This window comes from Streptomyces sp. Je 1-332, from assembly GCF_040730185.1.
Classification (GTDB): domain Bacteria; phylum Actinomycetota; class Actinomycetes; order Streptomycetales; family Streptomycetaceae; genus Streptomyces.
On the sequence record NZ_CP160402.1, the window covers coordinates 7165270 to 7192217 of the forward strand.

At 70.0% G+C, this 26948-nt stretch carries 25 protein-coding genes; 13 read left to right on the forward strand and 12 right to left on the reverse strand.

What is annotated here, in order from left to right:
* Positions 1 to 32 precede the first annotated feature (32 nt).
* Positions 33 to 1676 (reverse strand): GMC oxidoreductase, encoded by a 1644-nt coding sequence (locus ABXJ52_RS32215; RefSeq protein WP_367046889.1) that lies wholly within the window; start codon positions 1674 to 1676, stop codon positions 33 to 35.
* 186 nt (positions 1677 to 1862) lie between these two features.
* Between ABXJ52_RS32215 and ABXJ52_RS32220 the strand changes: the two genes are divergently transcribed.
* Together ABXJ52_RS32220 and ABXJ52_RS32225 are read left to right on the forward strand one after the other, a co-directional pair.
* Positions 1863 to 2507 (forward strand): helix-turn-helix domain-containing protein, encoded by a 645-nt coding sequence (locus ABXJ52_RS32220; protein ID WP_367046891.1) that lies wholly within the window; start codon positions 1863 to 1865, stop codon positions 2505 to 2507.
* On the forward strand, positions 2504 to 3766 hold the full coding sequence (locus ABXJ52_RS32225) for an MFS transporter (RefSeq protein ID WP_367046892.1): 1263 nt from the start codon (positions 2504 to 2506) through the stop codon (positions 3764 to 3766). Before ABXJ52_RS32220 ends, ABXJ52_RS32225 begins: the two co-directional genes overlap by 4 nt.
* Here ABXJ52_RS32225 and ABXJ52_RS32230 read toward each other — a convergent pair.
* A complete protein-coding gene (locus ABXJ52_RS32230; RefSeq protein ID WP_367046894.1) occupies positions 3763 to 4395 on the reverse strand; it encodes a CGNR zinc finger domain-containing protein in 633 nt (210 codons plus the stop codon). The genes ABXJ52_RS32225 and ABXJ52_RS32230 overlap by 4 nt on opposite strands.
* 70 nt (positions 4396 to 4465) lie before the next feature.
* Positions 4466 to 5590, reverse strand: coding sequence for an NADH:flavin oxidoreductase (locus tag ABXJ52_RS32235; protein ID WP_367046896.1), 1125 nt, complete (start codon positions 5588 to 5590; stop codon positions 4466 to 4468).
* Between the two features lie 196 nt (positions 5591 to 5786).
* Between ABXJ52_RS32235 and ABXJ52_RS32240 the strand changes: the two genes are divergently transcribed.
* Entirely contained in the window at positions 5787 to 6446 is a 660-nt protein-coding gene (locus ABXJ52_RS32240; RefSeq protein WP_367046898.1) for a DUF6629 family protein, read from the forward strand.
* Here ABXJ52_RS32240 and ABXJ52_RS32245 read toward each other — a convergent pair.
* The 5 genes from ABXJ52_RS32245 to ABXJ52_RS32265 all read right to left on the reverse strand — a co-directional run bounded on the left by ABXJ52_RS32245 (position 6388) and on the right by ABXJ52_RS32265 (position 11941).
* Positions 6388 to 8184 carry an acyl-CoA dehydrogenase gene (locus ABXJ52_RS32245; protein ID WP_367046899.1) on the reverse strand — a complete coding sequence of 599 codons (1797 nt, stop codon included), beginning with the start codon at positions 8182 to 8184 and terminating at the stop codon, positions 6388 to 6390. The two genes, ABXJ52_RS32240 and ABXJ52_RS32245, sit on opposite strands and share 59 nt — an antisense overlap.
* Before the next feature lie 113 nt (positions 8185 to 8297).
* A complete protein-coding gene (locus tag ABXJ52_RS32250; protein WP_367049433.1) occupies positions 8298 to 8714 on the reverse strand; it encodes a GntR family transcriptional regulator in 417 nt (138 codons plus the stop codon).
* A 48-nt stretch (positions 8715 to 8762) separates the two neighbouring features.
* Positions 8763 to 9743, reverse strand: a complete 981-nt coding sequence (locus ABXJ52_RS32255) for an ABC transporter permease subunit (RefSeq protein WP_367046901.1) — start codon at positions 9741 to 9743, stop codon at positions 8763 to 8765.
* A complete protein-coding gene (locus ABXJ52_RS32260; RefSeq protein ID WP_367049434.1) occupies positions 9740 to 10690 on the reverse strand; it encodes an ABC transporter ATP-binding protein in 951 nt (316 codons plus the stop codon). The genes ABXJ52_RS32255 and ABXJ52_RS32260 overlap by 4 nt, the downstream gene beginning before the upstream one ends.
* A 156-nt stretch (positions 10691 to 10846) precedes the next feature.
* Complete coding sequence (locus ABXJ52_RS32265; protein ID WP_367046903.1) at positions 10847 to 11941, reverse strand: mechanosensitive ion channel family protein; 1095 nt, start codon at positions 11939 to 11941, stop codon at positions 10847 to 10849.
* Between the two features lie 344 nt (positions 11942 to 12285).
* Between ABXJ52_RS32265 and ABXJ52_RS32270 the strand changes: the two genes are divergently transcribed.
* The 7 genes from ABXJ52_RS32270 to ABXJ52_RS32300 all read left to right on the forward strand — a co-directional run bounded on the left by ABXJ52_RS32270 (position 12286) and on the right by ABXJ52_RS32300 (position 19282).
* A complete protein-coding gene (locus ABXJ52_RS32270; protein WP_367046905.1) occupies positions 12286 to 13422 on the forward strand; it encodes an ROK family transcriptional regulator in 1137 nt (378 codons plus the stop codon).
* 35 nt (positions 13423 to 13457) lie between these two features.
* Positions 13458 to 14714, forward strand: a complete 1257-nt coding sequence (locus tag ABXJ52_RS32275; protein ID WP_367046906.1) for a sugar ABC transporter substrate-binding protein — start codon at positions 13458 to 13460, stop codon at positions 14712 to 14714.
* Entirely contained in the window at positions 14711 to 15658 is a 948-nt protein-coding gene (locus tag ABXJ52_RS32280) for a sugar ABC transporter permease (RefSeq protein WP_367046908.1), read from the forward strand. Before ABXJ52_RS32275 ends, ABXJ52_RS32280 begins: the two co-directional genes overlap by 4 nt.
* On the forward strand, positions 15651 to 16505 hold the full coding sequence (locus ABXJ52_RS32285; RefSeq protein ID WP_367046910.1) for a carbohydrate ABC transporter permease: 855 nt from the start codon (positions 15651 to 15653) through the stop codon (positions 16503 to 16505). Before ABXJ52_RS32280 ends, ABXJ52_RS32285 begins: the two co-directional genes overlap by 8 nt.
* A 74-nt stretch (positions 16506 to 16579) precedes the next feature.
* A complete protein-coding gene (locus ABXJ52_RS32290; RefSeq protein WP_367046912.1) occupies positions 16580 to 17629 on the forward strand; it encodes a Gfo/Idh/MocA family oxidoreductase in 1050 nt (349 codons plus the stop codon).
* Positions 17626 to 18642 carry a Gfo/Idh/MocA family oxidoreductase gene (locus tag ABXJ52_RS32295; protein WP_367046914.1) on the forward strand — a complete coding sequence of 339 codons (1017 nt, stop codon included), beginning with the start codon at positions 17626 to 17628 and terminating at the stop codon, positions 18640 to 18642. Before ABXJ52_RS32290 ends, ABXJ52_RS32295 begins: the two co-directional genes overlap by 4 nt.
* A 34-nt stretch (positions 18643 to 18676) precedes the next feature.
* Positions 18677 to 19282: a hypothetical protein gene (locus ABXJ52_RS32300; protein WP_367046916.1), complete on the forward strand. Its 606-nt coding sequence runs from the start codon at positions 18677 to 18679 to the stop codon at positions 19280 to 19282.
* Here ABXJ52_RS32300 and ABXJ52_RS32305 read toward each other — a convergent pair.
* The gene (locus ABXJ52_RS32305) at positions 19244 to 20905 is read right to left on the reverse strand and encodes a CAP domain-containing protein (RefSeq protein ID WP_367046918.1); all 1662 of its coding nucleotides are present in this window, start codon (positions 20903 to 20905) and stop codon (positions 19244 to 19246) included. The genes ABXJ52_RS32300 and ABXJ52_RS32305 overlap by 39 nt on opposite strands.
* Before the next feature lie 180 nt (positions 20906 to 21085).
* Between ABXJ52_RS32305 and ABXJ52_RS32310 the strand changes: the two genes are divergently transcribed.
* Positions 21086 to 22432, forward strand: coding sequence for a radical SAM protein (locus tag ABXJ52_RS32310; protein WP_367046920.1), 1347 nt, complete (start codon positions 21086 to 21088; stop codon positions 22430 to 22432).
* 84 nt (positions 22433 to 22516) lie between these two features.
* On the opposite strand, the gene ABXJ52_RS32315 is transcribed toward ABXJ52_RS32310, so the two are convergent.
* Entirely contained in the window at positions 22517 to 22795 is a 279-nt protein-coding gene (locus tag ABXJ52_RS32315) for a DUF4190 domain-containing protein (RefSeq protein WP_367046922.1), read from the reverse strand.
* 81 nt (positions 22796 to 22876) lie between these two features.
* On the opposite strand from ABXJ52_RS32315, the gene ABXJ52_RS32320 reads away from it, so the two are divergent.
* Both ABXJ52_RS32320 and ABXJ52_RS32325 read left to right on the forward strand, forming a co-directional pair.
* Complete coding sequence (locus ABXJ52_RS32320) at positions 22877 to 23653, forward strand: SDR family oxidoreductase (protein ID WP_367046924.1); 777 nt, start codon at positions 22877 to 22879, stop codon at positions 23651 to 23653.
* A 111-nt stretch (positions 23654 to 23764) separates the two neighbouring features.
* On the forward strand, positions 23765 to 24319 hold the full coding sequence (locus tag ABXJ52_RS32325; protein ID WP_367046926.1) for a GNAT family protein: 555 nt from the start codon (positions 23765 to 23767) through the stop codon (positions 24317 to 24319).
* A gap of 13 nt (positions 24320 to 24332) precedes the next feature.
* On the opposite strand, the gene ABXJ52_RS32330 is transcribed toward ABXJ52_RS32325, so the two are convergent.
* Positions 24333 to 25862 (reverse strand): amino acid permease, encoded by a 1530-nt coding sequence (locus ABXJ52_RS32330; protein WP_367046928.1) that lies wholly within the window; start codon positions 25860 to 25862, stop codon positions 24333 to 24335.
* Between the two features lie 88 nt (positions 25863 to 25950).
* Positions 25951 to 26943: a hypothetical protein gene (locus tag ABXJ52_RS32335; RefSeq protein WP_367046930.1), complete on the reverse strand. Its 993-nt coding sequence runs from the start codon at positions 26941 to 26943 to the stop codon at positions 25951 to 25953.
* Positions 26944 to 26948: the final 5 nt, after the last annotated feature.

The following is a 26948-nucleotide window of genomic DNA, read 5'->3' on the forward strand; positions in this document are numbered from 1 at the left end:
CTACACATCCACGGTGCTACACACGCCTGGTGCTACACATCCGTGGCGATGATCTTCTCGATGTTCCGTTCGGCGAGCGCGGTGATGGTGACGAACGGGTTGACGCTCGTGTTGCCGGGGATCAGTGAGCCGTCGATGACATAGAGGCCCGAATAGCCGTGCAGACGGCCGTAGTTGTCGGTGGCCTTGTTCAGGACCGCGCCGCCGAGCGGGTGGTAGGTGAGATGGTCGCCCCAGATCTTGTACGTGCCGAACAGATCGGTGCGGTAGATCGTCCCCTCCTTTGAGTTGATCTTGTCGAAGATGGTCTTGGCCGCGTCGATGGACGGCTGCTTCCACGCGGTCTGCCAGTTCAGGTCCACCTTGCCCGCCGCCGCGTTCCAGGAGAAGGCGGCTCGGTTCGGGTTCTTGGTGATCGAGAGGTAGAACGAGGCGTAGGTCTCGATGCCGGTGGGCAGCGGCGCGACCTCGGCGAACGCGCCTCCGGCCGCCCAGTTGTCGATGCCGGCGGTGGGAATGGACGACTGGACCTTGCCGGTCGGGTCCCACATGTGGTTGGCGCGGCCGCACATGACGTTGCCGTTGTCGCCCCAGCCCTTGCCGATCTCCCCGTTCAGGCCGGGCAGCGCGCCGGTGGCCTTCAGCTTCACCAGCAGCTTGCTGGTGCCGACACTGCCTGCCGCGAAGAACACCTTCTGCGCGGTGACGGTCTTGGTGGCGGTGGTGCTGCCGCTGGTGTTGAGCTGCTCGATGACGACGGTGTAGCCGCCGCCGGACGCGGGGGAGACCGAAGTGACCTTGTGCAGCGCGGAGATGCTGACCTTTCCGGTCGCGGTGGCCTTGGCGATGTAGGTCTTCTGGAGTGACTTCTTGCCGTAGTTGTTGCCATAGAGGATCTCACCGGCGACGGCCGACTTGGGAACTGTTCCTGCCGCCTCCTGCTTCATGTAGTCCCAGTCATAGACACCGGGCACGAAGACGAACGGGAAGCCGGAACGCTGGGCGTGCTTACGGCCGACCCGGGAGTACTGGTAGCAGTCGACGCTGTCGAACCAGGCGGGGTCGATGGTGCTGACGCCGAGTCCGGCGTTGGCGCGCGGATAGTAGGTGGAGTACATCTCGTCGGCGTTGACCGAGGGGAGGACGGCGCCGAAGTTCTCGCGCTTGGGCGTGACCGCCATCCCGCCGTTGACCAGGGAGCCACCGCCGACTCCACGGCCCTGGTAGACGAGGATGCCGCCCATGTCCTCCGCGTCGAGAATTCCGGTGTAGCGGGGGATGTTCCTGTCGATCGGGAAGCCGAGGAAGTTGCTCAGGGGCTGTTTGGTCTTGGTTCGCAGCCAGTAGGAGCGGCCGTCGGGTGAGGTCGTGTGGGCGAAGATCTTGCCGTCGGAGCCGGGGGTGTCCCAGGCCATGCCCATCTCGACCATGTGTACGTCGACGCCTGCCTGGGCGAGGCGCAGAGCGGCGACGGAGCCGCCGTACCCGGTGCCGATGATCAGCACGGGGACGCGGGCTCCGTCGCCGATGGGTCCGGCCGCGGCCGCGGCGTACGTCGGGGCCGCGGGGGCGAGCGTCGCCAGGGATGCGACGCCCAGAATAGAACTGGTTCCAGCTATGAATCTTCGGCGTGAAACGCCTCCGGAACCCTCAGAACGCATGGTGGTGCCACTCATGTGACGTTCCTCACTCTCGTAGGAATGGGAACGAGTTCTACTGCTAGTGGCGTATTAAGTCACGGCATACCTAGAAGTAACTTCTGTCCGATCTTGTCGGAGTGATCTTTAATGTCCGATCTTGTGCCTGCGGGGCGGTCGCGGAGATGTCTTGTAAAGAAACCTTTCTAAAGCTAGCTTTACATCATGTCGCAGACCCCAGAGCCGGCCTCCCCGGACGGCGCGCCCCGCAGCATCCGCCTCACGGACCCCCGCGCCCTGCGTGCTTACGCGCACCCCACGCGCATGGCCCTGGTCGGCTTCCTGCGGCGGAGCGGGCCGTTCACCGCGACGCGGGCCGCCGAGCTGACCGGCGAGTCCGTGGCCAGCTGCTCGTACCACCTGCGGATGCTCGCGAAGTACGGGCTCGTCGAAGAGGCGCCGGGCGGCCGGGGGCGTGAGAAGCCATGGCAGGCGACCGCCCAGTTCACCGACTGGCCCGGGTACAGCGAGGACCCGTCCGTCGCCGAGGCGTCGGACGCGCTGAGTGTGGCGGTCGCGGAGCGGTACTTCGAGCGCGCCGTCCGGGCCATCGAACAACGCCACCGGCTGCCCCGCGCCTGGCGCGAGGCGGAGCAGTTCAGCGACTCGCTCCTGCACCTCACGCCCGAGGAGCTGACCGGCATCGGCGAGCGCATCGAAGCGGTGCTGCAGCCGTACGAGGACCGTGAGAAGGACCCTGGCCGGCGCCCCGAAGGCGCGCGCCCCGTCAGCCTGATGCGGCTCGGCTTCGTCGACCGCGAGATCCCCGGGGAGGCGCCGGAGGCAGGTGGCACGGGGGCCGAGGGGTGAAGGCGCGGGAGCGCATACCCGGCCTGCTCCTGGAGCGCACCTTCCGGCGCTACTGGACCGGACAGACCGTCTCGCTCATCGGCGGCGAGATCTCGCTGATCGCCATCCCGCTCGCCGCCGTACTCGTCCTCGGCGCGGACGCCGCCGAGATGGGCTGGCTCAAGACCGTGGAGCTGCTGCCCACGCTCCTGCTCAACCTGCCGCTCGGCGCATGGGCCGACCGGCAGGCCCGACGGCGGCGCGCCATGATCGCCGCCGATCTGGCCCGCGCGGCGCTGCTCGTCACCCTCCCGGTCGCGTATCTGCTCGACGCCCTCACCCTCGGGCAGCTGTACGCGACGGCGTTCGCGATCGGTGCGCTGACCGTGCTCTTCGATGCCTGCAACAACACCCTGTTCGTGACGCTCGTGCCGAGCGAGCGCTATGTGCAGGCCAACTCACTGGTCAGCGGCAGCCGTTCGATGTCCTGGCTGGCCGGGCCCGGCATCGGCGGGCTCCTCGTACAGCTCCTCACCGCTCCCTTCGCCCTGCTCGGCGACGCCTTCACCTACCTCGTCTCGGCCCGCTTCCTCGCGCGTATCAAACCGGTGGAGCCCGTTCCCGAACCCGTCGGCAAGGGGCACTTCACCGCGGGGCTGCGCTGGGTGCTCAAGGAGCCGTCGATGCGAGCTCTGTTCGCGTGGTCCGGCACCATCCAGTTCTTCAACTACATGTTCCACACGCTCTTCGTGCTGTACGTGACGGTCGAACTCGGCCTGAGCGCAGGCGTTCTCGGCGCGATACTGAGCGCTGGGGCCATCGGCGGCCTGATCGGCGCCGCGTGCAGCGGCAGAGTCGTACGCCGCTTCGGCATCGGCCCTTCGATCCTCTGCGGATCCGTGGGGTTCACGCTGCCCCTGGTGCTCGTACCGCTCGCCGACGGCCCGTTGCCGCTGGTCGTCGCCACGCTCTTCGCCGCCGAATTCCTCAGCTGCGTCGGCGTGATGGTCATCGACATCGCCACCGCGTCACTCCAGATGGTGCTGATCCCGCAGACCATCCGCTCCCGGGTCATGGGCGCCTACCGCACCCTGAACCACGGCTTCCGCCCCCTGGGCGCCCTGCTGGGCGGCCTGCTCGGCACGGCCATCGGCCTGCGCCCCACGCTGTGGATCGGCACTGCGGGAGCGGTCCTCGCCGTCCTGTGGCTGCTGCCGTCGCCCGTACCTGGCACCCGGGAGCTGCCCGAACCAGCCGAACAGGGCGTCGTACCCGCTTAGTTGGGCTCTTTGCGCTGCGCGTCGCCGGGCGCGGGCACCGACTCGGCGTACGCGCGGCGGCGCTGGCGCGAGGCCCGTAGGTTCGCGGCGTTTCCGCAGCCGCGGGTGGAGTGCCAGACGCCGCTGTTGTTGCGGGAGCGGTCGTAGAACGCCGTGGCGCAGCGTTCGTTGCGGCAGATCTTCAGGCGCCGCCACTCGCCGGTGGTCTGCGCGAGCAGTGCCTCGCACAGCACGGCCGACGTCAGCCAGCGCCAGCCCTCACCCTCGGGCTCGGTGGTCACCGCGGCGTCGCCGTGCAGGCTGACCTGGAGGGCACAGGAGGTGAAGCGGGCGGTCTCGCCGCTTGTCGTGCCGCACCGGGAGAGCAGGGCGCGGCGCAGCTGTTCGCGCAGCTGCCGCAGCCTGGGCAGGTCCTCCTCGGTGAGGGTGAGCCGCACCGCCGCGCGCCCCGTCCGCTCGGCCCAGGTGGGCAGCGCCACGGAGATCCACTCCTGCGCGGCGGCCACGTCGTCGAGGAGATCGGCTTCGGGGACGCCGCAGGAGGGCGCGGTGTTCAGGATGTCCTGCACGAGCCCCAGGCCGCCGGGGACGGCGGTGGGGAAGTAGCGCTCGGTGGCAGGCCAGGTCATGGGCATATCGTACGCGACCGTGGGCGACAGCAGCGTATGGCATTAGCTGCCGTCGCCCGGCGGGGCACGCTCAGGCCAGGCTCTTCAGGAGCGACTTGTCGAAGGGCAGCGCGTCGCCGAGCCGGTCCTCCAGGGCCTTGGCCGCCCACTCGGGGTCGGCGATGAGGGCGCGCCCCACCGCCACCAGGTCGAACTCGGCACGCTCCAGGCGGTCCAGGAGCAGCTCGATGCCCGTGGCCGCGGAAGGACCCGCCCAGCCCTGCGGTCCGACGAACTCCTGGTCGAGACCGACCGAGCCCACGGTGACCACGGGCCTGCCCGACACCTTCTTGACCCAGCCCGCGAGGTTGAGGTCGCTGCCGTCGAACTCGGGCAGCCAGTAGCGGCGGGTGGACGCGTGAAAGACGTCCACGCCCGCGTCCGCCAGCGGGGTGAGCAGGCGCTCCAGCTCCTCGGGGGACTCGGCGAGCTTGGCGTCGAAGCTGCCCGCCTTCCACTGCGAGAGGCGGAAGAAGACGGGGAAGTCGGGCGAGACGGCGGCCCGTACGGCCGAGACGATCTCCGCGGCGAAACGGGTGCGGGCCTCGATGCCGCCGCCGTAACCGTCCGTGCGCCGGTTGGTGCGCTCCCAGAGGAACTGGTCGATCAAGTAGCCGTGCGCGCCGTGCAGTTCGACGCCGTCGAAGCCGATGCGCTCGGCGGCGGCCGCGGCGTCGGCGAACGCCCGTATCACGTCGTCGAGGTCATCGGATGTCAGCGCGCTGCCCTTCGGCTGCCCGTCGAGGTCGATTCCCGAGGGGCCCGCGGCGGGAGCGGAAGGTACCGGGCCCTTGCCCTCGTCGCGCGTGACGCCGACGTGCCACAGCTGCGGAATGATCTTCCCGCCCGACCCGTGCACCGCGTCGACCACCTTGCGCCAGCCTTCGAGGGCGTCGTCCCCGTAGAAGCGCGGGACCCGGTCGCTCGTACCGGCCGACGCGTGGTCGACGTACGTCCCCTCGGTGATGATCAGGCCGACGCCGGCCGCGGCCCGTCGGGCGTAGTACTCGGCCACGTCCGCGCCCGGCACGCCACCCGGTGAGAACTCCCTGGTCATGGGTGCCATCACGATGCGGTTGGGCAGGGTGAGGCTGCCGACACTGAAGGGGCGGTCGAGCGTCTGGGGGGCGCGCGCGGTCTGCGGAGCCGAGGTCATGTGTCCTCCTGGCAGGGGGTGAGTGGTTCGGTCGGGCGGGGGATGAGGGGTTCGATCGGGCAGGGGATGTCGGGTTCGATCTCCTGAGATCAATGACGTAAGCGTACGCGCTTTACTCCTGTCGTCTTACGAGGGGCACGACCCCAGTGGGCCGCCCGCCGCGCCGGTGGGTCGAGGCGGCCGTAGCGTGGGGCCCATGTGCTGGAGCGCGACGGCCGATCTCGTGGCGGGCGTGGGTGTGGCCGCCGTGGGGGCCGCCTGCGTGGCCCGCGCGGCGCGCGGCGGCCGACCGCGCGATCTGCCGATCGCCGCGCTGCCGCTGCTGCTCGGCGCCCACCAGATCATCGAGTCCGAGGTCTGGCGGAACGACGGTGGCACGGGATGGGCCACGGTCGCCTGGACCGTGATCGCCCTGCCCCTGCTCGCGCTGTGGGTGCCCGTGGCGGTGCTGTGCGCGGCTCCGCCGAGCGCCCGCCGCCGCCTCCTGGTCCCCCTGGTGCTGGGCATCGCGGCAGCGGCGGCGCTCTCCTCCTACCTGGCGCCCCGTACCGTGACGGCCGAGATCCGCGGCCACACGGTCGGGTACGCGCTCGGCCTGCCCCATACCGGGCTGCTCATCGCCGGATACCTGATCGCCACCGTCGGCTCCCTCCTCCTCTCCGGCGACCGGGGCCTTGTCCTCTTCGGCGTCCTGGTCGCCGTCGGGGCTGCGGTGTGCGTCTTGCTGTGGCGACGCGAGTACATCTCGACGTGGTGCGCCTTCGCGGCGGTGTGCTCGGTGTTCCTGTACTTCTGGGTCAGAAGGCGTTCTCGTCCAGTTCGAGCGCCGTCCGGTCCAGGCTCTCCAGGAGCGTGAACTGGGCGTCCGTCTTGGGCAGTTCATGGCGGAAGAAATAGCGGCAGGCGGCGCGCTTGCCGGCGTGGAAGTCCTCGGTGCCGTGCTCGGCCGCGAGCAGCTGCTCCAGCCACATCCAGGCGACGACCACGTGCCCGACCGCTTCGAGGTAGACGCTCGCGTTGGCGAGCGCCGTCTGCGGGTCACCGGTCGACCAGAGCCGCTGGGTCACCTCCACCGCACGCGCCGCGGCCGCGTCGAGCGCCCGCCCGTACCCGGACGCGGAGCCGCCCGCCGCGGCGGCACGGGCGGACGTCCGCGAGATCCGCTCGACGAGCAGCCGAAGGCCGCTGCCGCCGTCCATGATGACCTTGCGGCCGAGGAGATCGAGGCCGTGAATGCCGTGCGTGCCCTCGTGGATGGGGTTGAGCCGGTTGTCGCGGTAGAACTGCTCGACGTTGTACTCGCGCGTGTAGCCGTAGCCGCCGTGCACCTGGATCGCCAGGTTGTTGGCCTCAAGACACCACTGAGAGGGCCAGCTCTTGGCGATGGGTGTGAGCACGTCGAGCAGCAGCTTGGCTTCCTCGCGCGTCTGCGGCGATGTGCCGGTGTTCTGCTCGTCGAGCAACCGCCCGCAGTACAGGTTGAGCGCCAACGCGCCCTCCACGTAAGCCTTCTGGGCGAGGAGCATCTTGCGTACGTCGGCGTGCTCGATGATCGGGACCTGCGCCGACGCGGGATCCTTCGCCGCGAGCGGACGGCCCTGCGGGCGGGTGCGCGCGTAGTCGAGGGCGTGCAGATAGCCGGTGTAGCCGAGGGCGGTGGCGCCGAGGCCCACGCCGATCCGGGCCTCGTTCATCATGTGGAACATGTAGGCGAGCCCGCGGTTGGCCTCGCCGATGAGGTGGCCGACCGCGCCGGGCTCACCGCCGGGACGGTGGGCGCCCTCGCCGAAGTTCAGCAGGGTATTGGTCGTCCCCCGATAGCCCATCTTGTGGTTGAGGCCCGCGAGCACGACATCATTGCGCTCGCCGAGCGACCCGTCGTCGCCGACGAGCACCTTGGGCACGATGAACAGCGAGAGCCCCTTCACGCCGGGCGGACCGCCCGGAATCCGGGCGAGCACCAGATGCACGATGTTCTCCGAGAGCTCGTGCTCGCCGCCGGAGATCCACATCTTGTTCCCGAAGAGGCGGTACGTCCCGTCAGCCTGCTCCTCGGCCCGCGTCCGCACATCGGCGAGCGACGAGCCCGCCTGCGGCTCCGACAGGCACATCGTCCCCAGGAAGCGCCCCTCCACCATGGGGCGCACGAAGGTCTCGATCTGTTCCTTCGAAGCGTGCGCGAGGAGCAGATTGGCGTTGCCCATGGTCAGGAAGGGATACGCGGCCGTGCCGACGTTCGCCGCTTGAAACCACGCGAAGCAGGCCTGCGCCACCACGGCGGGCAGCTGCCCTCCGCCGATCTCGTGGTCCATGGCGCTCGCCAGGAGCCCCGAGTCCCCGAAGACCCGCAGCGCCTCCTTCACCTCGGGGATGATGTGCACCCGCTCCCCGTCGAAGGTGGGCTCCTGGGCGTCGTTCTTCTTGTTGTGCGGGGCGAAGTGGCGCGTGGCGATCTGCTCGCTGAGTTCGAGCGCGGCGTCGAAGGTCTTGCGGGAGTGGTCCGCGTACCGCTCCCGGCCGGTGAGCGCGGGCACGTCGAGCCACTCGTACAGCAGGAAGTCGAGGTCACGACGGGACAGGAGCAGGGATGCCATGCGGATTCTCCATGCGGTGACGGCGGAACCGATCCCGGGGCAGAGGGCCCCGCACACCCGATACTAAGCGGTTGCTTATGGGGTTTGTCGAGAGCGGCCCTGTGACGCCCGGCTCAGCCGACCGTGTCCCCCTGGAAGCCCCCCTGGAAGGTGGCCGCGTGCACCGCCTCGAAGAGATCCGTGACGTCCCGGCCCGTGAGCCCCGCCGACCGAGCCTGCTCCATCCACTGAGCAAGGGCGGTCTGCAGGGGGGAGTCGGGGCCCGCCTGGGGGCCGGCGAGCGAGCGGGTGATGAAGGTGCCAGCCCCCTGGCGGACCTCGGCGAGGCCCGCGCGCTCCAGCTCGCGGTACGCCTTGAGTGTCGTGTTCGGGTTCACCTTGGTGGCCGCGGCGACCTGGGCCGCCGTGGGCAGCCGGTCGCCCTCCACCAACGCGCCCATGCGCAGGGCCTGTTCGACCTGGCGCACGATCTGGAGGTATGTGGCCACACCGCTGCGCCGGTCGATGCGGAATTCGACCACTGTCCCCACTCTCTGCTCGTTTGCGGACACTTTACGTACTTACCTTCGCCGACGGTCCTAGAGGGGCCGCCGCGACGCCCACCACAGGACGAAGACGGCCACGACGGCGGTCGCGCCGAGCAGCACCGCGGCGCCGGTCCACTGCATGCCCGGCATCTGGTCGTAGCCGAAGTACTCGACCATGTTGTTGACGATGCCGTGCTCCTTGATGCAGGCGTTGGTCGCCTTCTCGGTCGGTTCGGCGCAGGTGCCCCAGCCGTAGAGCTGCCCGTCCGCGGTGCTGATCCAGCGGTCCGCCTCCACGGCGCTGCCGCTGTCGAGGAAGTTCGGCGTGTCGTCGTTCAGCGGCCAGGTGATCGTGCGCGGGGCGGCGAGGCGGTCGCGGAACTCGCCCCAGGCCACCTGGACGACCAAGGCGAAGAAGAAGGTGGCCAGCATGGCGGGCAGCACCCGGCGCAGCAGCATGCCGATCGCGATGCCGCCGATGGTGGTGAAGAGGGAGAGCGCCGCGAGCATGGGGCCCGTGTTGTCGAACACCGATCCCGAGAGCCATTCCGCGAGGAGGGGGTCTCGGTAGGGCTCCCACCACCAGAAGAACAGCGTGGAGAGCACGAGGGTGGCCACCAGGACGAGCGCGAGGCACCAGGTCAGCTTGGCCGCGAGCCAGCGGCGGCGCTGCACCGACTGTGTGGTGACCAGGTGCGCGGTGCCGTGTTCCTGGTCGCTCGCGATCAGCGGGGCGCCGATGAAGACGCCGAGGACGATGGGCAGGGCGCCGAGGGCTTCGGCGATGTACTGAAACCTCTCCGGGGCCTGCGTCAGGTTGACGTTCTTGCCGGGCCAGCCCATCCCGGCGAGCATGTCGGCCAGCTGGCCGCGCTCGTAGATGATCGCGGCCGAGCCGAGCACGACCAGGGCGACGACGATCCATGTCGTGGTGCGGTGCTGGCGCAGGACGAGCCAGGTGAGCCCGTGCAGCAGACCCGGCTTCTTGGTGGACTGCTGCGTGCGCGGCTGCTCGGTCAGGGTGGTGCTCATGCGGCGGTGATCCCCTCGGCCTCGATACGTGCGTCGTGCGTGAACAGCGGCTCCGCGTCCGGCGCACGGAGGTGGGCGAGGAGGACTTCCTCCAGGCTCGGCTCGGAGACCTCCCAGTCCGGGGCCAGCGGGCCGTGGGGCCTGATCAGGGCGCGGAACTGGCGCCCCTGGACCCGGAATTCGACCACTGTGTGCGGGGTGAGGTCCGCGGGCCGCGTTCCGTCGGGCGCGAGCCCGGTCACCAGGGCGTGGGCCGGGACCAGTTCATCGGTGCCGCCCGCCATCCTGAGCCGGCCGTCGGCGATGACCAGGAGGTAGTCGCACATGTCCTCCAGCTCGGAGAGCATGTGGGAGGACATCACCACCGTGGTGCCGCGCTCGACGGCCTCGGACATCAGCAGGGAACTCATCTCGTCCCGGGCCAGCGGGTCCAGGTCGGCCATCGGCTCGTCGAGCAGCAGCAGATCGGGCCGCTTGCCGAAGGCGAGCGCGAAGGCGACGCGGGTGCGCTGACCGCCGGAGAGCGTGCCGACCTTGGCGTTCATCGGGATGCTGCCGGAGCGCACGATCCGCTCGGCGGCCGCCATGTCCCAGCCGGGGTTGAGTTCACTGCCCATGCGCAGTGTCTCGGCCACGGTGAAGCGCTTGAACAGCGGCTTGTCCTGGGAGAGGAACGCGTAGCGAGGCATGGCCGCCGGGTCGTCCACCGGTACGCCGAAGATGCGCAGTTCGCCCTCGGTGGGGGTCGTAAGGCGGGTGGCGAGCCCCAACAGAGTGCTCTTTCCCGCCCCGTTGGGTCCGACGAGGCCGCAGATACGCCCGGCGGGCAGCCGGAAGGAGCAGTCGCGCAGCGCCCAGCCGCGGCGATAGCGCTTGCCCAGGCCGCGGGCCTCGAGCGCGGTCGTGCCCAGGGGTCCGGCGGCCTCGGTGGGGTCGGCAAGGGTCATGTCCACGCGCGCCTCTCTCGATTCCATTAAACAATTAATGGAATCATGATCTGCGCGGCGCATGCCTGTCAAACGCCTCGGGGGCGCTGTGGTGGAGGTGTCGTGGTGCGGGCCGCCCGCTTCAGGCGCTTGCTATGGCACTTGCAACGGCACTTGCTAGGGCGCCGGCTTCGTCGTCGGGGCCGTCGCCTCGCGCTGATGGGGGATCAGGACGGAGGGGAGTTCGCCCTGCTGGACGTTCACTGTGCGGACCGGGGCGGGGACCCGGATGCCCTCGGCGCGATAGCGCTGGTGGAGTTGCTTGATGAACTCGTGCTTGATGCGGTACTGGTCGCTGAACTCGCCGACGCCCAGGATCACCGTGAAGCTGATCCTGGAGTCGCCGAACGTGTGGAAGCGTACGGCCGGTTCGTGCTCGGGGAGGGCGCCGTCGACGTCCTTCATGACGCTCTCCACGACCTCGGTCGTGACGCGCTCCACCTGTTCCAGGTCGCTGTCGTAGCTGACGCCGACCTGCACCATGATCGACAGATCCTGCTCGGGGCGGCTGAAGTTGGTCATGTTGGTGCCCGCGAGCTGGGCGTTGGGGATGATGACGAGGTTGTTCGACAGCTGGCGCACCACCGTGTTGCGCCAGTTGATGTCGACGACGTAGCCCTCCTCGCCGCTGCTGAGCTTGATGTAGTCGCCCGGCTGGACCGTCTTCGCGGCGAGGATGTGTACGCCCGCGAAGAGGTTGGCCAGGGTGTCCTGAAGAGCCAGGGCCACCGCGAGTCCGCCCACGCCGAGCGCCGTGAGCAGCGGGGCTATGGAGACACCGAGCGTCTGCAGGACGACGAGGAAGCCCATCGCGAGCACGACGACGCGGGTGATGTTGACGAAGATCGTCGCCGAGCCCGCGACACCCGACCGGGACTGCGCCAGGGACTTCACCAAAGTGGTGACCACGCGGGCCGCCGTCAGCGTCGCGGCAAGGACGAGCAGGGCGGTCAGCGTCATCGTGACGTTCCGGCCGGTCCTCGGCGTGAGCGGGAGGGCCGCGGCGGCGACGGCCGCGCCCGCCGTGATCGCCGCGCAGGGGACCAGGGTCCGCACGGCGTCGACGATGACGTCGTCACCGCTCCACCGGGTCCTGCTGGCCCGCTCACCCAGCCACCGCAGGATCATGCGCAGCAGCAGACCCGCCGCGATTCCGGCGATCACCGCGATGCCGGCGGTGATCAGGTCGTGCCATGTGAGGGCTCGCTCCATCAGTTCATTCTCCAGGTTGTGCGGGCGCGCCGGACGTATGTTCGCGGTCCGGCGCGAGCGTCATCCTGCCCCATGGGTGCGGCGCCGTTGCCGGGGGCCCGCGCCCAGCTTGCCCTCAACTCGCCGGGCACAGGGTGATAACCGATGTCCCGACCCGAATCACCTGACTTCCGCCGGGACGGCTACGGCTTGCGCGCACCCGGGGTGCGACGTCGTAGGAGCCAGGTCCCGCGAGGGGGGTTCCCCGGCGGCCAGAGATATGCAAGTCTCCTCACTAATTTCCGGGTGCGGCGGCCGATCTGCTGGTCAACAGGGCTGCCCTGGACTCGACATGGGGTGAAGAAGTGTTGCGGAACGGGACACGGGGGCACGATCTCGCCTCACTGCGCCGGCTGAACACCACCGTCGTGCTGCGCGCCCTGCACCGCCGCAGCCCCCAGACGCTCGCGGAGCTCGCCGCGGGCACCGGACTCTCCCGGCCCACCGTGGAATCCGCCGTCGAGGAGCTGACCGCGCACGGCTGGGCGTCAGAGGCCGAGCGTGACGACGCTGAGCGCACGCCGGGGCGGCCCGCCCGGCGGTTCCGGTTCCGCGTGGAGGCGGGCCGCGTCGTGGGCGCCGACATCGGCCTGCACAAGATGGTGCTGCTCCTCGCCGACCTCGGTGGAACGGTGCTCGCCGTGCGGCGCGAGGACGTCGACCCGGAACTCGGCGGGGCCCAACGGCTCGACCTCCTGCGCAAGGGCCTCGAAGCCTTCCTCGACGCGCACGCCGTACGGCGCGTCGACATCCTGGCCCGCTGTGTGGGCGTCCCGGGCGTCGTCGACGCGGGAGGCACCATCACCTCCTACGTCATCCCCGAGTGGTCAGGCGTCGACCTCGCGGGGCTCCTCTCCGAGGGGGAGGCCGGCCACACCCTCGTCGAGAACGACGTGAACCTCGCCGTGCTCGCCGAGCGCTGGCAGGGCGCGGCCACCCTCGCGGGCGACGTCGTCTGCGTCCTGACCGGCCACCGCGTGGCGTGCAGCCTCACCATCGGCGGGCGCCTGCACCGGGGTCGGCGCGGCGGCGCGGGCGAACTCGGGCTGCTGCCGCTGCTCGGCATGAACACCGCACAGGAGGCGCTCAGTTGGCGGGGAGCGCGTCGCTCCGGCGAGTCCGAGGTGGCCGCGCTCGCCCGGGCCGCGGACACCGGAGACCCGCGCGCGCTCGCCGCCGTCACGGACTTCGCTGACCGCATCTCGCCGGGCATCGCCGCCCTCACGCTGGCCGTCGACCCGGAGCTCGTGGTGCTCACCGGCGGCGCGACCCCGCTGGGCAGCCATCTCGTGCCGCTGATCGAGGACAGGCTGCGCCCGCTGACCCTGCACGTCCCGCGCATCGCGCTGAGCACGCTCGGCGAACAGGGCGTCGCGATCGGCGCCGTACGCAAGGCACTTGACCAGGTCGAGTCCGATCTCCTTACGGACCCGGCGCCGTAGAACCCACGAAACGCAAGTCCGGAAGCGAGGCGCTCATGCGTAGGAGGACTCTGCTGTACGGAGCGATGGCGGCGCCCCTGCTCGCCGCCTGCTCCGGCCAGAGCGACGACGGCAAGCGGAGCGGTGGCAGGACCACCCTCTCGTACGGGGTGTGGGACGTGGCCCAGGTGCCGGGCCTGCAGAAGGTGATCGACGCCTTCGAGAAGGAGAACCCCGGCATATCCGTGCGCATGGAGCTCACGCCCTGGTCGAGCTACTGGACCACCCTCAAGACCTCCATGCGCGGCGGCACGGCCCCCGACGTGTTCTGGATGAACGCGGTCAATCTCCAGCTGTACGCCTCCAGCGGCGTCCTGGAGCCCCTGAGCGGACACATCAAGAGCGACCGCACCCCCGTGGACCGGCACCCCGAATCGCTCGTGAAGGTCTACGCCTACCAGGGCACGCAGTACGGCATACCGAAGGACTTCGACACCATCGGTCTCTGGTACAACAAGGCGCTCTTCGACAAGGCGGGCATCAAGTACCCGGACACGACGTGGACCTGGGACGACGTACGCGACGCCGCCGCCGAACTCACCAACCCCCGCGAGCGCGTGCACGGCATGGCCGCCGAGATGGACCGCCAGGCCCAGCTCTACCCCGCCATCCACGGGGCGGGCGGCTATGTCCTCAAGGACGGGGAGTCCGGCTTCGGCGACGAGCGCTCCATCGAGGGTCTGCGCTACTGGACCGACATGATCGACCGCGGCTGGTCGCCGCCGCAGAGCGCGATGGTCGAGTCCAAGGCGCGCAACCGCTTCTGGTCGGAGAAGGCCGCCATGGTCTACGAGATATCCGCGTACTCCGGGCAGTACCACGCCGTTCCCGCCCTCAAGGATCACGCAGGCGTCGCCGTCCTGCCCAAGGGCCGGGAACGGGCCACCATCATCCACGGGCTCGCCAACGTCATCTCCGCCAAGAGCCGGAAGAAGGCGGCGGCCTGGAAGTTCGTCCGCTTCATGGCAGGCCGCAAGGCCGCGGAGATCCAGGCGTCGGCAGGCATCACCATCTCCTCGTACGAGGGGACGCAGGACGCCTGGCTCAGGTCGATGCCCGAGTTCGACCTGAAGCACTACATCGAGATGCTGGAGTACGCCGTGCCGTACCCGAGCTCGAAGAACACCGCGGTCTGGGAGAACCTCCAATACCCGCTCCTGGGCGCCGCGTTCAGCGGCAAGGGCGGCATTGAGAGCGCCGCACGCACGCTGGGCGAGCAGATGGACCGAGCCCTGAAGGAGGAGCGCGCATGATGAGTGTCTTTCCCTCCACGGCGGCGGCGAAGAAGGCGGGCCGCGGCGAACCGGCGGCCCCTCCCGCGCCCAAGTCCCGCAGCCAGCGCGCCGCTTACCTCTTCATCGCGCCGCTGGGCATCGGCTTCGCGGTCTTCTATTTCTGGCCGCTGCTGCAGACCTTCTACTACAGCTTCACCGAGTTCGGGGCGTTCGGCGGACACACCTGGATCGGCACGGACAACTACGTGCGCGTCCTGAAGGACGTCACCGTCTGGCAGGCACTCGGCAACACCCTGATCTACTGCGCCATCGGCCTGCTCGCCCTGCCGGTCGCGATCGGCGTCGCGGCGCTGCTCAACCGGCGCGGACTGCGCGGCGTCGCGGTCTACCGCGCGCTCTACTTCATCCCGTTCGTGACGCTGCCGGTGGCCGTCGGTCTCGTGTGGAACTGGCTCTACAACGGCGACTACGGACTGATCAACGAAGCCTTCGAGTGGTTCGGAGCCGACCGCCGCTACTGGGTCTCCGACCCCTCGACCGCCGTGTACGCGATCGGCGCCGTCATGGTCTGGTCCACCACCGGCTACTACTTGATCATCTTTATGGCGGGCATCAAGGGAATCCCGCAGGACTACTACGAAGCAGCCGAACTGGACGGCGCCGGGCCGCTGCGCCGCTTCTTCACGATCACGCTGCCGCTGCTCAGCCCGACGATCTTCTTCGCGTCCATCATCTGCATGATCAACTCGCTGCAGACCTTCGACCTGATCTACATCATGATGGCCGAGAAGAACCCGGCGATCGGCGACACCCAGTCGGTGGTGAGCCTCTTCTACAAATGGGCCTTCATCGAGAACGCCCAGGGCGCCGCCGCAGCGCTCGCCTTCCTGCTCATGCTGATCATCGCGGCGCTGACGCTGGTGCAGTTCAGGCTGCAGAAGAGGTGGGTGCACTATGCGTGAGTCCTCCGTACGATCGTCTGCACGCCGCCGCGTCAACGCCGGTTCGGTCGCCACCCACGTGGCGCTCTCGCTCGGCGCCCTGGTGATGGTCTTCCCCTTCCTGTGGCAGCTGCTCACCGCGGCAAAGTCCCTCGCCGAGACGGCCAAGGTGCCCCCGACCTTCCTGCCGGACACCTGGAACTGGTCCAGCTTCGAGGAGGTCTTCACCGCGCTGCCGTTCCGGGAGATGCTCTTCAACAGCGTCTTCAACACCGTGGGCCGCACGGTCGGACAGCTGGTGTTCTGCTCCCTCGCCGCCTACGCCTTCGCGCGCATGCAGTTCCGGGGCCGGAGCGTCCTGTTCGCCCTCTTCCTCTCCGTACTCATGGTGCCGAGCTCGCTGCTCGTCCTGCCGCAGTACGACATCATCCAGCGGCTCGGACTGCTCAACTCGGCGCCCGCGCTGTTCCTGCCGGGCATGTTCAGTGCGTTCGGGACCTTCATGCTGCGCCAGTTCTTCCTCACGCTGCCCAAGGAGCTGGAGGAGGCCGCGCGGATCGACGGCGCGGGGCCGCTGCGCATCTTCTGGTCGATCATGCTGCCGCTGGTGCGGCCCGCGCTCGCCGCGCTCGCCGTCATCACCGCGATGTGGTCGTGGAACGACCTCCTGTGGCCGCTGATCGTCAACACCGACCCGCAGAAGATGCCCATCAGCGCCGGACTGACCTCTCTCGAGGGCCAGTACGAGACCAACTTCCCCGTGATGATGGCCGGTTCACTCATCGCGAGCCTGCCCATGCTGCTCGTCTACGTCTTCCTGCAGCGGCACTTCGTGCAGAGCGTCGCCCTCTCCGGCTCCAAGAGCTGACCCCGCTGAGCCGCCACCGGCCCACACCGACCCCCCTGCACCGCCGCCCTGGACGAGGAAAGGTAACTCCCTTCATGCGACCGCTTCACATCGGCCTGATCGGGGCGGGCGGTATCGCCCGCGCCCATCTCCCCGGCTGGCTGGAACTGGGTGCCCGCGTCAGCGTGTACACCGTCGACGGCTCGGCGGAGAAACTCGCCGCCGAGTACGCGGGCCGCCAGGTCACCGCGGTGGCGGGGCTCGGCGAACTGCTCGCCGACTGCACGGCCGTCGACATCTGCACCCCCACCCCCACGCACAAGGAACTCGCCCTTGCGGCCGTCGTGGCGGGCCGGCACGTCATCTGCGAGAAGCCCCTGGCTCTGAACACCCGGGACGCCGAGGAGATCGCGACAGCCGCCGAAGCGGCGGGTGTCCGGCTGCACCCCGCCCATGTCGTGCGGTACTTCCCGGCGTACGCGGCGATGCAACAGGCGGTATCGCGAGGAGAGTTGGGTGACCTCGCGGTGCTGCGGTTCACGCGCGGCGGGGCGCGGCCGCAGTGGGCGCCCTGGTTCGGTGACCCCGCCCAGTCCGGCGGCGTCATCATGGACCTGATGGTGCACGACATCGACATCGCCCGCTGGATCGCGGGCGACGTGGTCCGCGTGCACGCGCAGACCCGGGGCGTCGAGCACGCCACGGGCGGCGCCCGCGCCGAGGTCGTCTCGGCGACCGCCGTCCTCACCCACGCCTCCGGCGCGATCAGTCACATCACCGGCCTCTGGGGCCTTCCGGACCAGAAGTTCCGTACGACGTTCCGTGTCGCGGGCAGTGACGGGTTGCTGCGGCACGACTCCACGTCCGTGCCCGGCTACCGGATCACCGCGCAGGGGGTGCGCGCGGCCAACGAGGGCATCCCTTCGAGCCCGATGACGGAGAGTCCCTACCTGACCGAGCTGCGGGAGTTCGCGGCTTCCTGGGAGGAGGGGGCCGGAGAACCGCGGGTGAGCGCGCGGGACGGCATCGAGGCGGTGCGGATCGCGGAGGCGGCGGTGGAGTCGAGTCGTACGGGCCGGGCCGTCGAGATCACAGCGAGCCGGGCGCAGGCGGCCCGCACGGTCATTCAGGAGGTCACGCGATGAAGGTCGCCGTTCTGTCGTTCGCCCATGTCCACGCGGCCGGATATCTGCGGCTCCTTGCCCGGATGCCGGGTGTCGAGGTGATCGGCAGTGACCCGGACAGCGGGTCGGGCGCGCCCGGCGAGGTGCGGGGGCGCGCGTTCGCCGAGGAGCGGGGGGTCGCGTACGTGGAGACGTACGAGGAGGCCTTCGCCTGGGGCCCGGACGCGGTGATCGTCTGCTCGGAGAACGCGCGGCACCGCCCCCTGGTGGAGCTCGCCGCGTCCCACGGCGTCGATGTCCTGTGCGAGAAGCCGCTGGCCACGACGGTCGAGGACGGGGAGGCGATGCTCACGGCGTGCCGCGAGGCCGGCGTACGGCTCGCGGTGGCCTTCCCGGTCCGCTTCAGCCCCGCGTACGCGGCCGTCAAGGCGGCCGTGGCCTCGGGGGAGGCGGGCCGGGTCCTGACCGTGTCCGGCGCCAACAACGGCTCGATGCCGTCCTCGCGACGCTGGTTCGCCGATCCCGAACTCGCGGGTGGCGGCGCCCTGATGGACCACACGGTCCACATAGCCGACCTCCTGGACGACCTCTTCGGCGACGCGCGCCCCGTCGACGTGTACGCCCAGACGAACAACCGCATGTACGAGGGTGAGGTCGACGCCGAGACCAGCGGTCTGGTCACCGTGACCTACGACAACGGCTCGGTGGCCACGATCGACTGCAGCTGGTCCCACCCCCGTTCCCACCACTCGTGGGGCGGGCTCGAACTCACCGTGGTGGGCGAGCGGGCGACCCTGGAGATGGACGCCTTCGACCAGGCGGTCCACGGCTACAGCGAACGCCGCGGCCAGGGCCTCGAACTCCCCTTCGGCGCCGACCTGGACGAGCGGATGCTGCGAGCCTTCCTCCACGGCCCGGCCGAGAGCGGCATGGACGTCGCCGACGGAGAGGGCGGCCTGCGCACGCTGAAGATCGTGACGGCGGGCTATGCGTCGGCGAGGAGCGGGGTGCCGGTGGCGGTGGCGGGGGACTGAGCGGAGCTCCCGGCGCGGCGGGGAGAATCACCGCATGGACGTTCCCGAGCTGCTGGAAGCCGCCTCCCTGCTGGTCCCTGCGAACGTCGCCACCGAGAACGACATCACGGTGAGCGACGTCTGGGAGTACCTCGTCCACGACGAATGGGAAGTGGTCATCGGGCTGCTGGAGGAACTCGGTGCGGACCACCCGCTTCCGGTCGGCTTCTGGGAGAGCCTGGGCGCCGCGGCCGAGCAGTTGGGACTGGAGAGGAGCGCGGCCTGGTGCCACTGGCGCGGCTTCGAGACGCGCCACGGGATCTTCCGGGCTGACCTCACCCTCCGCCCTGCGGCCGAAGTGCGACGTCAAACGCCGATCGCGGGCGGTGGTGTCCTGCGACCGATGTGGGACATCGGCGACCGGACCGCGACGGGCGAACCGGCCCTCCACATCGCCCGGCTCTGGCTGGAGCTCACGCCCTTCCTGGAGCCCGGCGGCCGGGCTTCGGTGCGACTCGCGCCTCTGGACCCTCCCCGGTGGCGGTGCCTTCGGCCCGGGCAGTCCATCACCCTGCACGAGGACCGGTCCGTGGCAGGCACGGCGGTTGTCCTGGAGGTCAGCTCAGCCGCCGAACAGTTGCGTCCAGTACGTGCCCGCTGAGCCGCCGCCCGCATAGCCGACGCCGAGGTGGGTGAAGGAGGGCTTGAGGATGTTGGCTCGGTGGCCGGGGCTGTTCATCCAGCCGTCCACCACCTCGGCGGGCGTGCGCTGCCCGCAGGCGATGTTCTCGCCGATCGCGCGGTGCCTGCTGCCCGCGGCGGACGCGCGGTGCCAGGGTTCGCCGCCGTCGGGGGAGGTGTGGGCGTAGAAGGCGCGGGCGATCATGTCCGCGCTGTGGTTCTGCGCCGCCACGGTCAGGAGCGGGTCGGGGGAGAGGGGGCGAAGGCCGGCCGCGGCCCGCTCGGCGTTGGTGAGGCGGAGCACGGCGTTCGCCCACTCCGCGAGCCCCTGCGCGGTGAACGGGCTGGCCCACAGCGCCGTCCAGTAGACGTCACCGGAGCGCGCGTCGGCGGCGTGCGCCACCCCGACCTGCGTGTACGTGCGGCCGTGCACCGTACGCCGTGACTGCTCGCCTGAGAGGCAGTACTCCACGAACTCGGCGGCCGTGCGCGGCCCGGAGACCAGATGCTCGCCGATGGCCAGATACGCGTACCCACCCGCGACGACCCGCTGGTAGAGGGACGTACCGTCCGCGTGCTCCGAGCTGAGCGTGGACCGCGCCGCCATCCCGGCGGCGTGCGCGTGCGCGGCGGCGGTCAGCCGGGCATCGAGGCTGACGGGAGGCGCGCCCGCAGACGCCCGCGAGGCGTTGACCAGGGGCAGGAATCCGTCGGGGCCGGGCGGGCCGGAAGAGACGGCCGGCCCGGCGGGCGCGGACCGCCCGGAAGGTATGAGCGGCCGCCCGGGAGGCCCGGAGAGTCGCTGCCCGGAAGGCGCGCCGGACCGTGCACCGGAAGCACCGCCCGACCCAGCTCCGAAGGCGGCACCCGGCCCTGCTCCGTAAGCACCGCCCGACCCAGCTCCGGAGGCGGTACCCGGCCCTGCTCCGGAAGCACCGCCCGACCCAGCTCCGAAGGCGGCACCCGGCCCTGCTCCGGAAGCACCGCTCGGCCGTGCTCCGAAGGCGGTACCCGGCCCTGCTCCGGAAGCACCGCTCGGCCATGCTCCGAAGGCGGCACCCGGCCCTGCTCCGGAGGGACTACTCGGCCGTGCCCGCGAAGCCGCGGCCGACTGCGGAGCCTCGTCCTCCGCCACGTCCACCCCGAAGTCGCGTGCCACCCCCGCGAGCCCGTCCGCGTACCCCTGGCCGAGTGCCCGCAGCTTCCATCCCGGGCCGCGGCGGTAGATCTCCGCGAGCAGCAGCACCGTCTCGCGGTCGGGGCGCGGCGGTGTGAAACGCGCCACGAGCCGGCCGCCGGGACCGTGCACCTGGAGCGCGATGCCGGGAAGCCGGCCCAGGGGAGTGCCCGGCTCGGCGGGGCTGACGGCCACGGTGACGCGGCTCGCCCCTGCCCGCAGGCACCGCCCGTCGACCGTGACCGTGTCGCCCTGGAGGCGGGCACCGGAGGTGGCGGGCTGGTTGTAGAAGACGAAGTCCTCGTCGCCCGCGACCTTCCCGCCGTCACCCGTGACGATCACGGACAGGTCGAAGGGACCGGGCACCCGGAGCGTGACGGCACCGTCCGGCAGCGGCACGTTCCCCCCGGCAACCAGCTCGTTCATGCAAGGACAACGCGAGGGCGACACCGTCAGGTTCCCGGCACGTCGGCACGGCGCCGGAGGTTCCTCCTCCGGACGGAGGGCCCCTGAGACCGGAGGCGGATCCGCGCCGGAAAAGCCGCGTATTAGCGTGGGGGTCACGGGAAAGCACAATTCACCGACAGGATCCGAGGTGCCCGGCAGATGGCAAGCCGCAGCGAGAGCCGTACCCAGCTCGTAGAGGGACTCATGGAGCGGTTCCCGCAGGTGCCGCGGGAGGCGGTGATCAAGGAGGACCTGCTCAGGGGCGGGATGGCGTTCGACGAGTCCGCGCTCAGCGACAACGAGGGCGGCGAGGTCAAGCCGAAGTCGTACTTCATCTTCTCCTTCGACCACAGCACCCTCCCCGAGCTCGGCGCCGCCGCCCTGCGCCGCCCGCCCGAGGAGATCGTCCTCACCGGCGGCCCGTACGACCTGCGCCGCACGGTCGTCTCGGTCCGCGTGAACCCCTCGTCGCCGTACCGCGTGGCGGCCGACGACGACGGCGTACTCGGGCTCTATCTGGACGGCGTACGCATCTCCGACGTGGGCCTGCCGCCGATGCCGGACTACTACCGGCACACGCTGGAGAACGGCAAGTCCGTGATGGAGGTGGCGCCCACCATCCAGTGGGGCTACCTCATCTACCTGACGGTCTTCCGGGTCTGCCAGTACTTCGGCGCCAAGGAGGAGTGCGGGTACTGCGACATCAACCACAACTGGCGCCAGCAGAAGGCGGCGGGCCGCCCCTACACCGGCGTGAAGCCGATGGACGAGGTCCTCGAAGCCCTCGCCATCATCGACAAGTACGACACGAACAAGTCGTCCACCGCGTACACGCTCACCGGCGGCGCCATCACCACAAAGCTTCAGGGCAAGGACGAGGCCGACTTCTACGGCCAGTACGCGAAGGCCATCGAGGAGCGCTTCCCCGGCCGCTGGATCGGCAAGGTCGTCGCCCAGGCCCTGCCCAAGGCGGACGTGCAGCGCTTCCACGACTACGGCGTGCGGATCTACCACCCCAACTACGAGGTGTGGGACCCGTATCTGTTCGAGCGCTACTGCCCCGGCAAGGAGCGCTACGTCGGCCGTGACGAGTGGCACCGCCGCATCCTGGACTCCGCCGACGTCTTCGGGCCGCGCAACGTCATTCCGAACTTCGTGGCGGGCGTGGAGATGGCGGAGCCGTTCGGGTTCAAGACGGTCGGTGAGGCCATCGACTCCACCACCGAGGGGCTGGAGTACTTCATGTCGCGCGGCATCACGCCCCGCTTCACCACGTGGTGCCCGGAGCCCACGACGCCGCTCGGCAAGGCGAACCCGCTGGGCGCCCCGCTGGAGTACCACGTACGTCTCCTGGAGGCGTACCGCGCGACGATGGAGTCCAACGGCCTGACGTCGCCGCCCGGTTACGGCCCCGCGGGGCCGGGACGCGCGGTCTTCTCCGTCTCCTCGTTCATGGACAGCCTGGCGGCCGACGAAGCCGCCCCCGAGGACCGCGTAGCGCTGTGAACCGCCGGTGGGGAGGGAATGCGCGCGTCACGCGCATTCCCTCCCCACCGATGAAACCGTCCGTCCCGCCCTCAGTGCCTTGGGTCAGCCGCCGACGTACCAGGTGAATCCACCGGAGGAAGCGGCCAGGGCGATCAGCACGATGAAAACAACCACGTCGACGATGCCGAGGATGACGGCTGCCTTGGCCATTCCCGTGTTGCCCGCCTTCTGACGCAGCGAGACAGCACCGAAGATGATGGCGAGCGGTCCGAGGATGAAGTTGAAGAGGAAGAGCCCGAAGATTCCGCAGACGAGCCCGGCTACCGCGAGACCACTCGTGCGGGTGCCTGACGCCGCTGACCGACTACCGTAAGCCGACATGACCACACTCCTTGGAGATCGCATTTCAGCCTTACGTGACGTGATTCCGAGTGCCCAAGGATTCCGTAGGTAATCAGCCACATGCCGCCCGACCCGCTTTCCGGAGGAAACGTGCAGCACCACCCCGTCACGGTAGTGACCGGCGGCAGCCGTGGCATCGGCGCGGCCATCTCCACCCGCCTCGCCGCGGACGGCCACCACATCGCCATCGGCTACCACTCCGATGCCGAGGCGGCGGAGAAGGCGGCCGAGAGCGTCCGCGCGGCGGGGGCGGGCGGCGCCCGCTGCGTCACCGTCCGCATGGACACCGCCGAAGAGACGGACGTCGACCGCCTCTTCGAGACCGCCGCCACGGAACTCGGCCCGGTCACGGGGCTGGTGAATAACGCGGGGATCGGCGCCCCGGTGGGCCCTCTCGCGGAGGCCGACGCCGCCGCCATGCGCCGGGCGCTGGACGTGAACGTACTCGGCTACCTCCTCTGCGCCCGCCGCGCGATCCGCGACATGAAGCGGACCGGCGCGGGCGGCGGCATCGTGAACATCTCCTCCGCAGCGGCGACTCTCGGCGCCCCGGGCGAGTACGTCCACTACGCCGCCGCCAAGGGCGCCGTCGACACGATCACCGTCGGCCTGTCGAAGGAGGTCGCGGCGGACGGCATCCGCGTCAACGCGGTCGCGCCCGGTGTGATCTGGACCGAGTTCCACGCTGACCCCGAGCGCCCGGGGAAGCTCGCCGCGGGCATCCCGCTGGGGCGTGCGGGGGACCCCGACGAGATCGCGGCGGCCGTCGCCTGGCTGCTCTCGGACGAGGCGTCCTACGCGACCGGCACGATCCTGCGGGTGGCGGGCGGAAGGTGAACCGACCGTGAACCAACCGACCGTGAACCAACCGGTGTGAACCAACCGGTGTGAACCAACCGGCGCGAACCGACCGGCACGCGCGCGTGCCGCAGTCCTTACGCTTGGCGCATGATCACTGAATCCGCCCGCATCACCCCGGACATCGTCATGCGCCCCGCCACACTGGAGGACGCGGAGGGACTCGCGCTCTCTCTCGCCCGCAGCCGCGCGCATCTGGAGCCGTGGGAACCCAACAGACCCGAGGACTACTTCACCCGGCAGGCGCAGGCGTCCCGGCTCCGCGCCCAGTTGGAGGAGTGCCGGGCCGGGCGGACGGCTCCCTGGGTGCTCGACCGTGACGGGGACATCGTCGGCGCGGTCACCCTGTCCAACATCGTCCTCGGCCCGCTGCGCAGCGGAAGCCTCGGCTACTGGATCGACGTCGACCACATCGGCCGAGGCCTGGCCACCGCCGCGGTGATGTTCGCCTGCCTGTCCGCCGACACCGAGCTCGGCCTGCACCGCGTCGAGGCCGGCACCCTTCTCGACAACGTCCCCTCGCAGCGGGTCCTCGCCAAGTGCGGCTTCGAGGAGTTCGGTGTCGCGCCGGAGTTCCTGCACATCAACGGCGCCTGGCGCGACCACCGGCTCTTCCAGCGGATCCTCAACGACCGCACCCCGTAAGGGAGTCGGGAAGCTAGACGATGTCCTCCGCGATCTCCGCCTGCTCCCGCTCCGACCCGTAGGCCGACGGCGTGCTGTAGGAGCGTCGTGCCACGAACCACCACACCGTGGCGAGGGTCAGCACCGCGACGAGCGCGATCGACGCGTAGTTCATCGTGTCGACCGTCACCGGTGAGGCCTGCGGCAGACAGAACAGGACGGTCACGAAGCCGACCCAGACCACCGCGACCCAGCCGATCGGCTTGCTCCAGCGGCCCAGGTTCCACGGCCCCGGCTGGAAGCGGTCGCCCGCCCGCAGCCGCAGGAAGATCGGAATGGCGTACGCGGGCGTGATGCCGATGACGTTGATGGCGGTCACGGCCGTGTACGCGGTCGTCGAGTACAGCGACGGCAGCGCGATGACCGCGGCGAGACCGACCGAGAGCCATACCGCGGGCACCGGAACCTGCGTACGGGAGCTGACCTTGCGCCACACCTTCGAGCCGGGCAGGGCGTTGTCGCGGCTGAACGCGAACACCATCCGGCTCGCCGCCGCCGTCTCGGCGTTGCCGCAGAACAGCTGCGCCACGATCACGATCAGCAGCAGGGCCGTCGCGCCGGACTCGCCGAGTGCGTCGATCATGATCTGTGCGGGCGGTACACCGGTCTCGCTGGCCTGCGTGCCCGCGTAGTCCTGGATGGCGAACGTCAGCCCGGCGAGCAGGATGAAACCGGCTATCCACGAAGCCCAGATGGCACGCACGATGCCACGTGCCGCGGTCACCGAGGCGTTGGAGGTCTCTTCCGAGAGGTGAGCCGACGCGTCGTAACCGCAGAAGGTGTACTGCGCGAGGAGCAGACCGATCGCGGTGACGTAGAGCGGGTTGTCCCAGCCGGTGTCGTTGACGAACTCACCGAAGACGAACCCGGGCGACTGGTGGTGGTCCGGCACGATCGCGAGGACGCCCACGATCACGGCGACACCGGCCACGTGCCACCACACGCTGATCGAGTTGAGCAGACTGACCAGACGTACGTTGAACAGGTTCAGGACGGCGTGCAGGAGCAGGATGCACAGGAAGATCAGGAAGGTCTTCTCCGGCGTCGGCGTGAAGCCGAACTTCAGGTTGAGGAACGCCCCGGTGAAGAGCGCCGCGCCGTAGTCGATGCCCGCGATCGCGCCGAGCAGGCCGAGCAGGTTCAACCAGCCCGTGTACCAGCCCCAGCGGCGCCCGCCGAGCCGGTCGGCCATGTAGTAGAGGGCTCCCGACGTCGGGTACGCGCTGGTGACCTCGGCCAGGGCCATACCCACGAAGAGCACGAAGAGGCCGACGCCGGCCCAGCCCCAGAGCATCACGGCCGGGCCGCCGGTGCCGAGCCCGAACCCGTACAGGGTCATGCAGCCGGAGAGGATGGAGATGACGGAGAAGCTGATGGCGAAGTTGCCGAAGCCGCCCATCCGGCGCGCCAGGACCGGCTGGTAGCCGAGCTCTCTGAGCCTCTGTTCCTCGTCGGGCAGCGGGGCCTCGGTCGATGCGGGGCTCGACCAGGTGGTGCGGGACACGGATGTACCTCCGTCGGGGAGCGGGGGATGCGGGGGAGCGGGTGGTACTTGAGCGTTGGTGCTGATCCGGGAAGGGTGGCCGGGCGCCTCAGTCCGGATCCCGTACGGCGCTCAGACAGCGCGTACGTGCCTGGGTGAACGCCTCGGCCGCTGCGTCGGCGTCACCGGGCGACCGTGTGCGGTACGTCCACGGCGCCACGGTGTAGAAGGGGCCGAGCGCGTCGAACACCCGCACTGCGTCCTGGAATTGATGCGCGCCCCATAACGCGTGGGCCAGGTGGCTGAGGTCGAGGAGCGAGGTCGCCGCGGGCAGCGCGTGATCGAACCACAGGTGCAGCGCGCGCAGGGCCGAGCGGGTCGCGTCCTCCCCGATCCAGTGCAGATCCAGGGCGTGCTCGGCGCCGCCGTCCTTGCGGTACCGCTCGACGCGCACATACAGGGGCAGTACGTGCAGGGCCGATCCCGCGGGTGACGAACCGGCCGCCCAGTGGGCGAAGTTGACCGCTTCGGTGAGCGGACCTCCGGGGCGGCGGGCGTAGGCGAACTGCAGCATCCGGTGGTAGGCCTCGCGGTTGCCCGGGTCGCGCTTGTCGGCCTCGGCGAGCAGATGCCAGGGGCCGGGGAACAGCATCGGCTCGGGGGCGGGCACTCGGTGTTCGTCCCACCGCTGTCCCTTGTCGAGCTGCGCCAGGGCGAGCAGACAGACCCACGGCACGGGGTCCTCGGGCGAGGCGTCGATCGTGGCTCCGCATGCCGCTGCCGCCTCGCGCCACAGCTCGTTGGTGTGACGGTGTCCGCCGCGATGGGCGCGCAGGGTCCGCTCGACGAGGACCCTGGTGTGCAGAACGGCTGCCGCGGCGCTGTCCGGTTCCTCGGCCTGCCAGGTCCTGACGACGTCGGAGCCGGCGACGGCGGCGGCCAGGATCTGCGTGCGTTGTGTCCACAGCCCCCAGTCGGGTGTCGAGTCGAGCAGGTTGCGCGCCGACACCCAGCGACCCGCCTTGAGGTCCTGGAGCACGGCGCGCAACTGTTCGTCGTGGCCCGCCGGGTGGTACACGGGGCGGCCTGACGGAGTGGGCATGAATC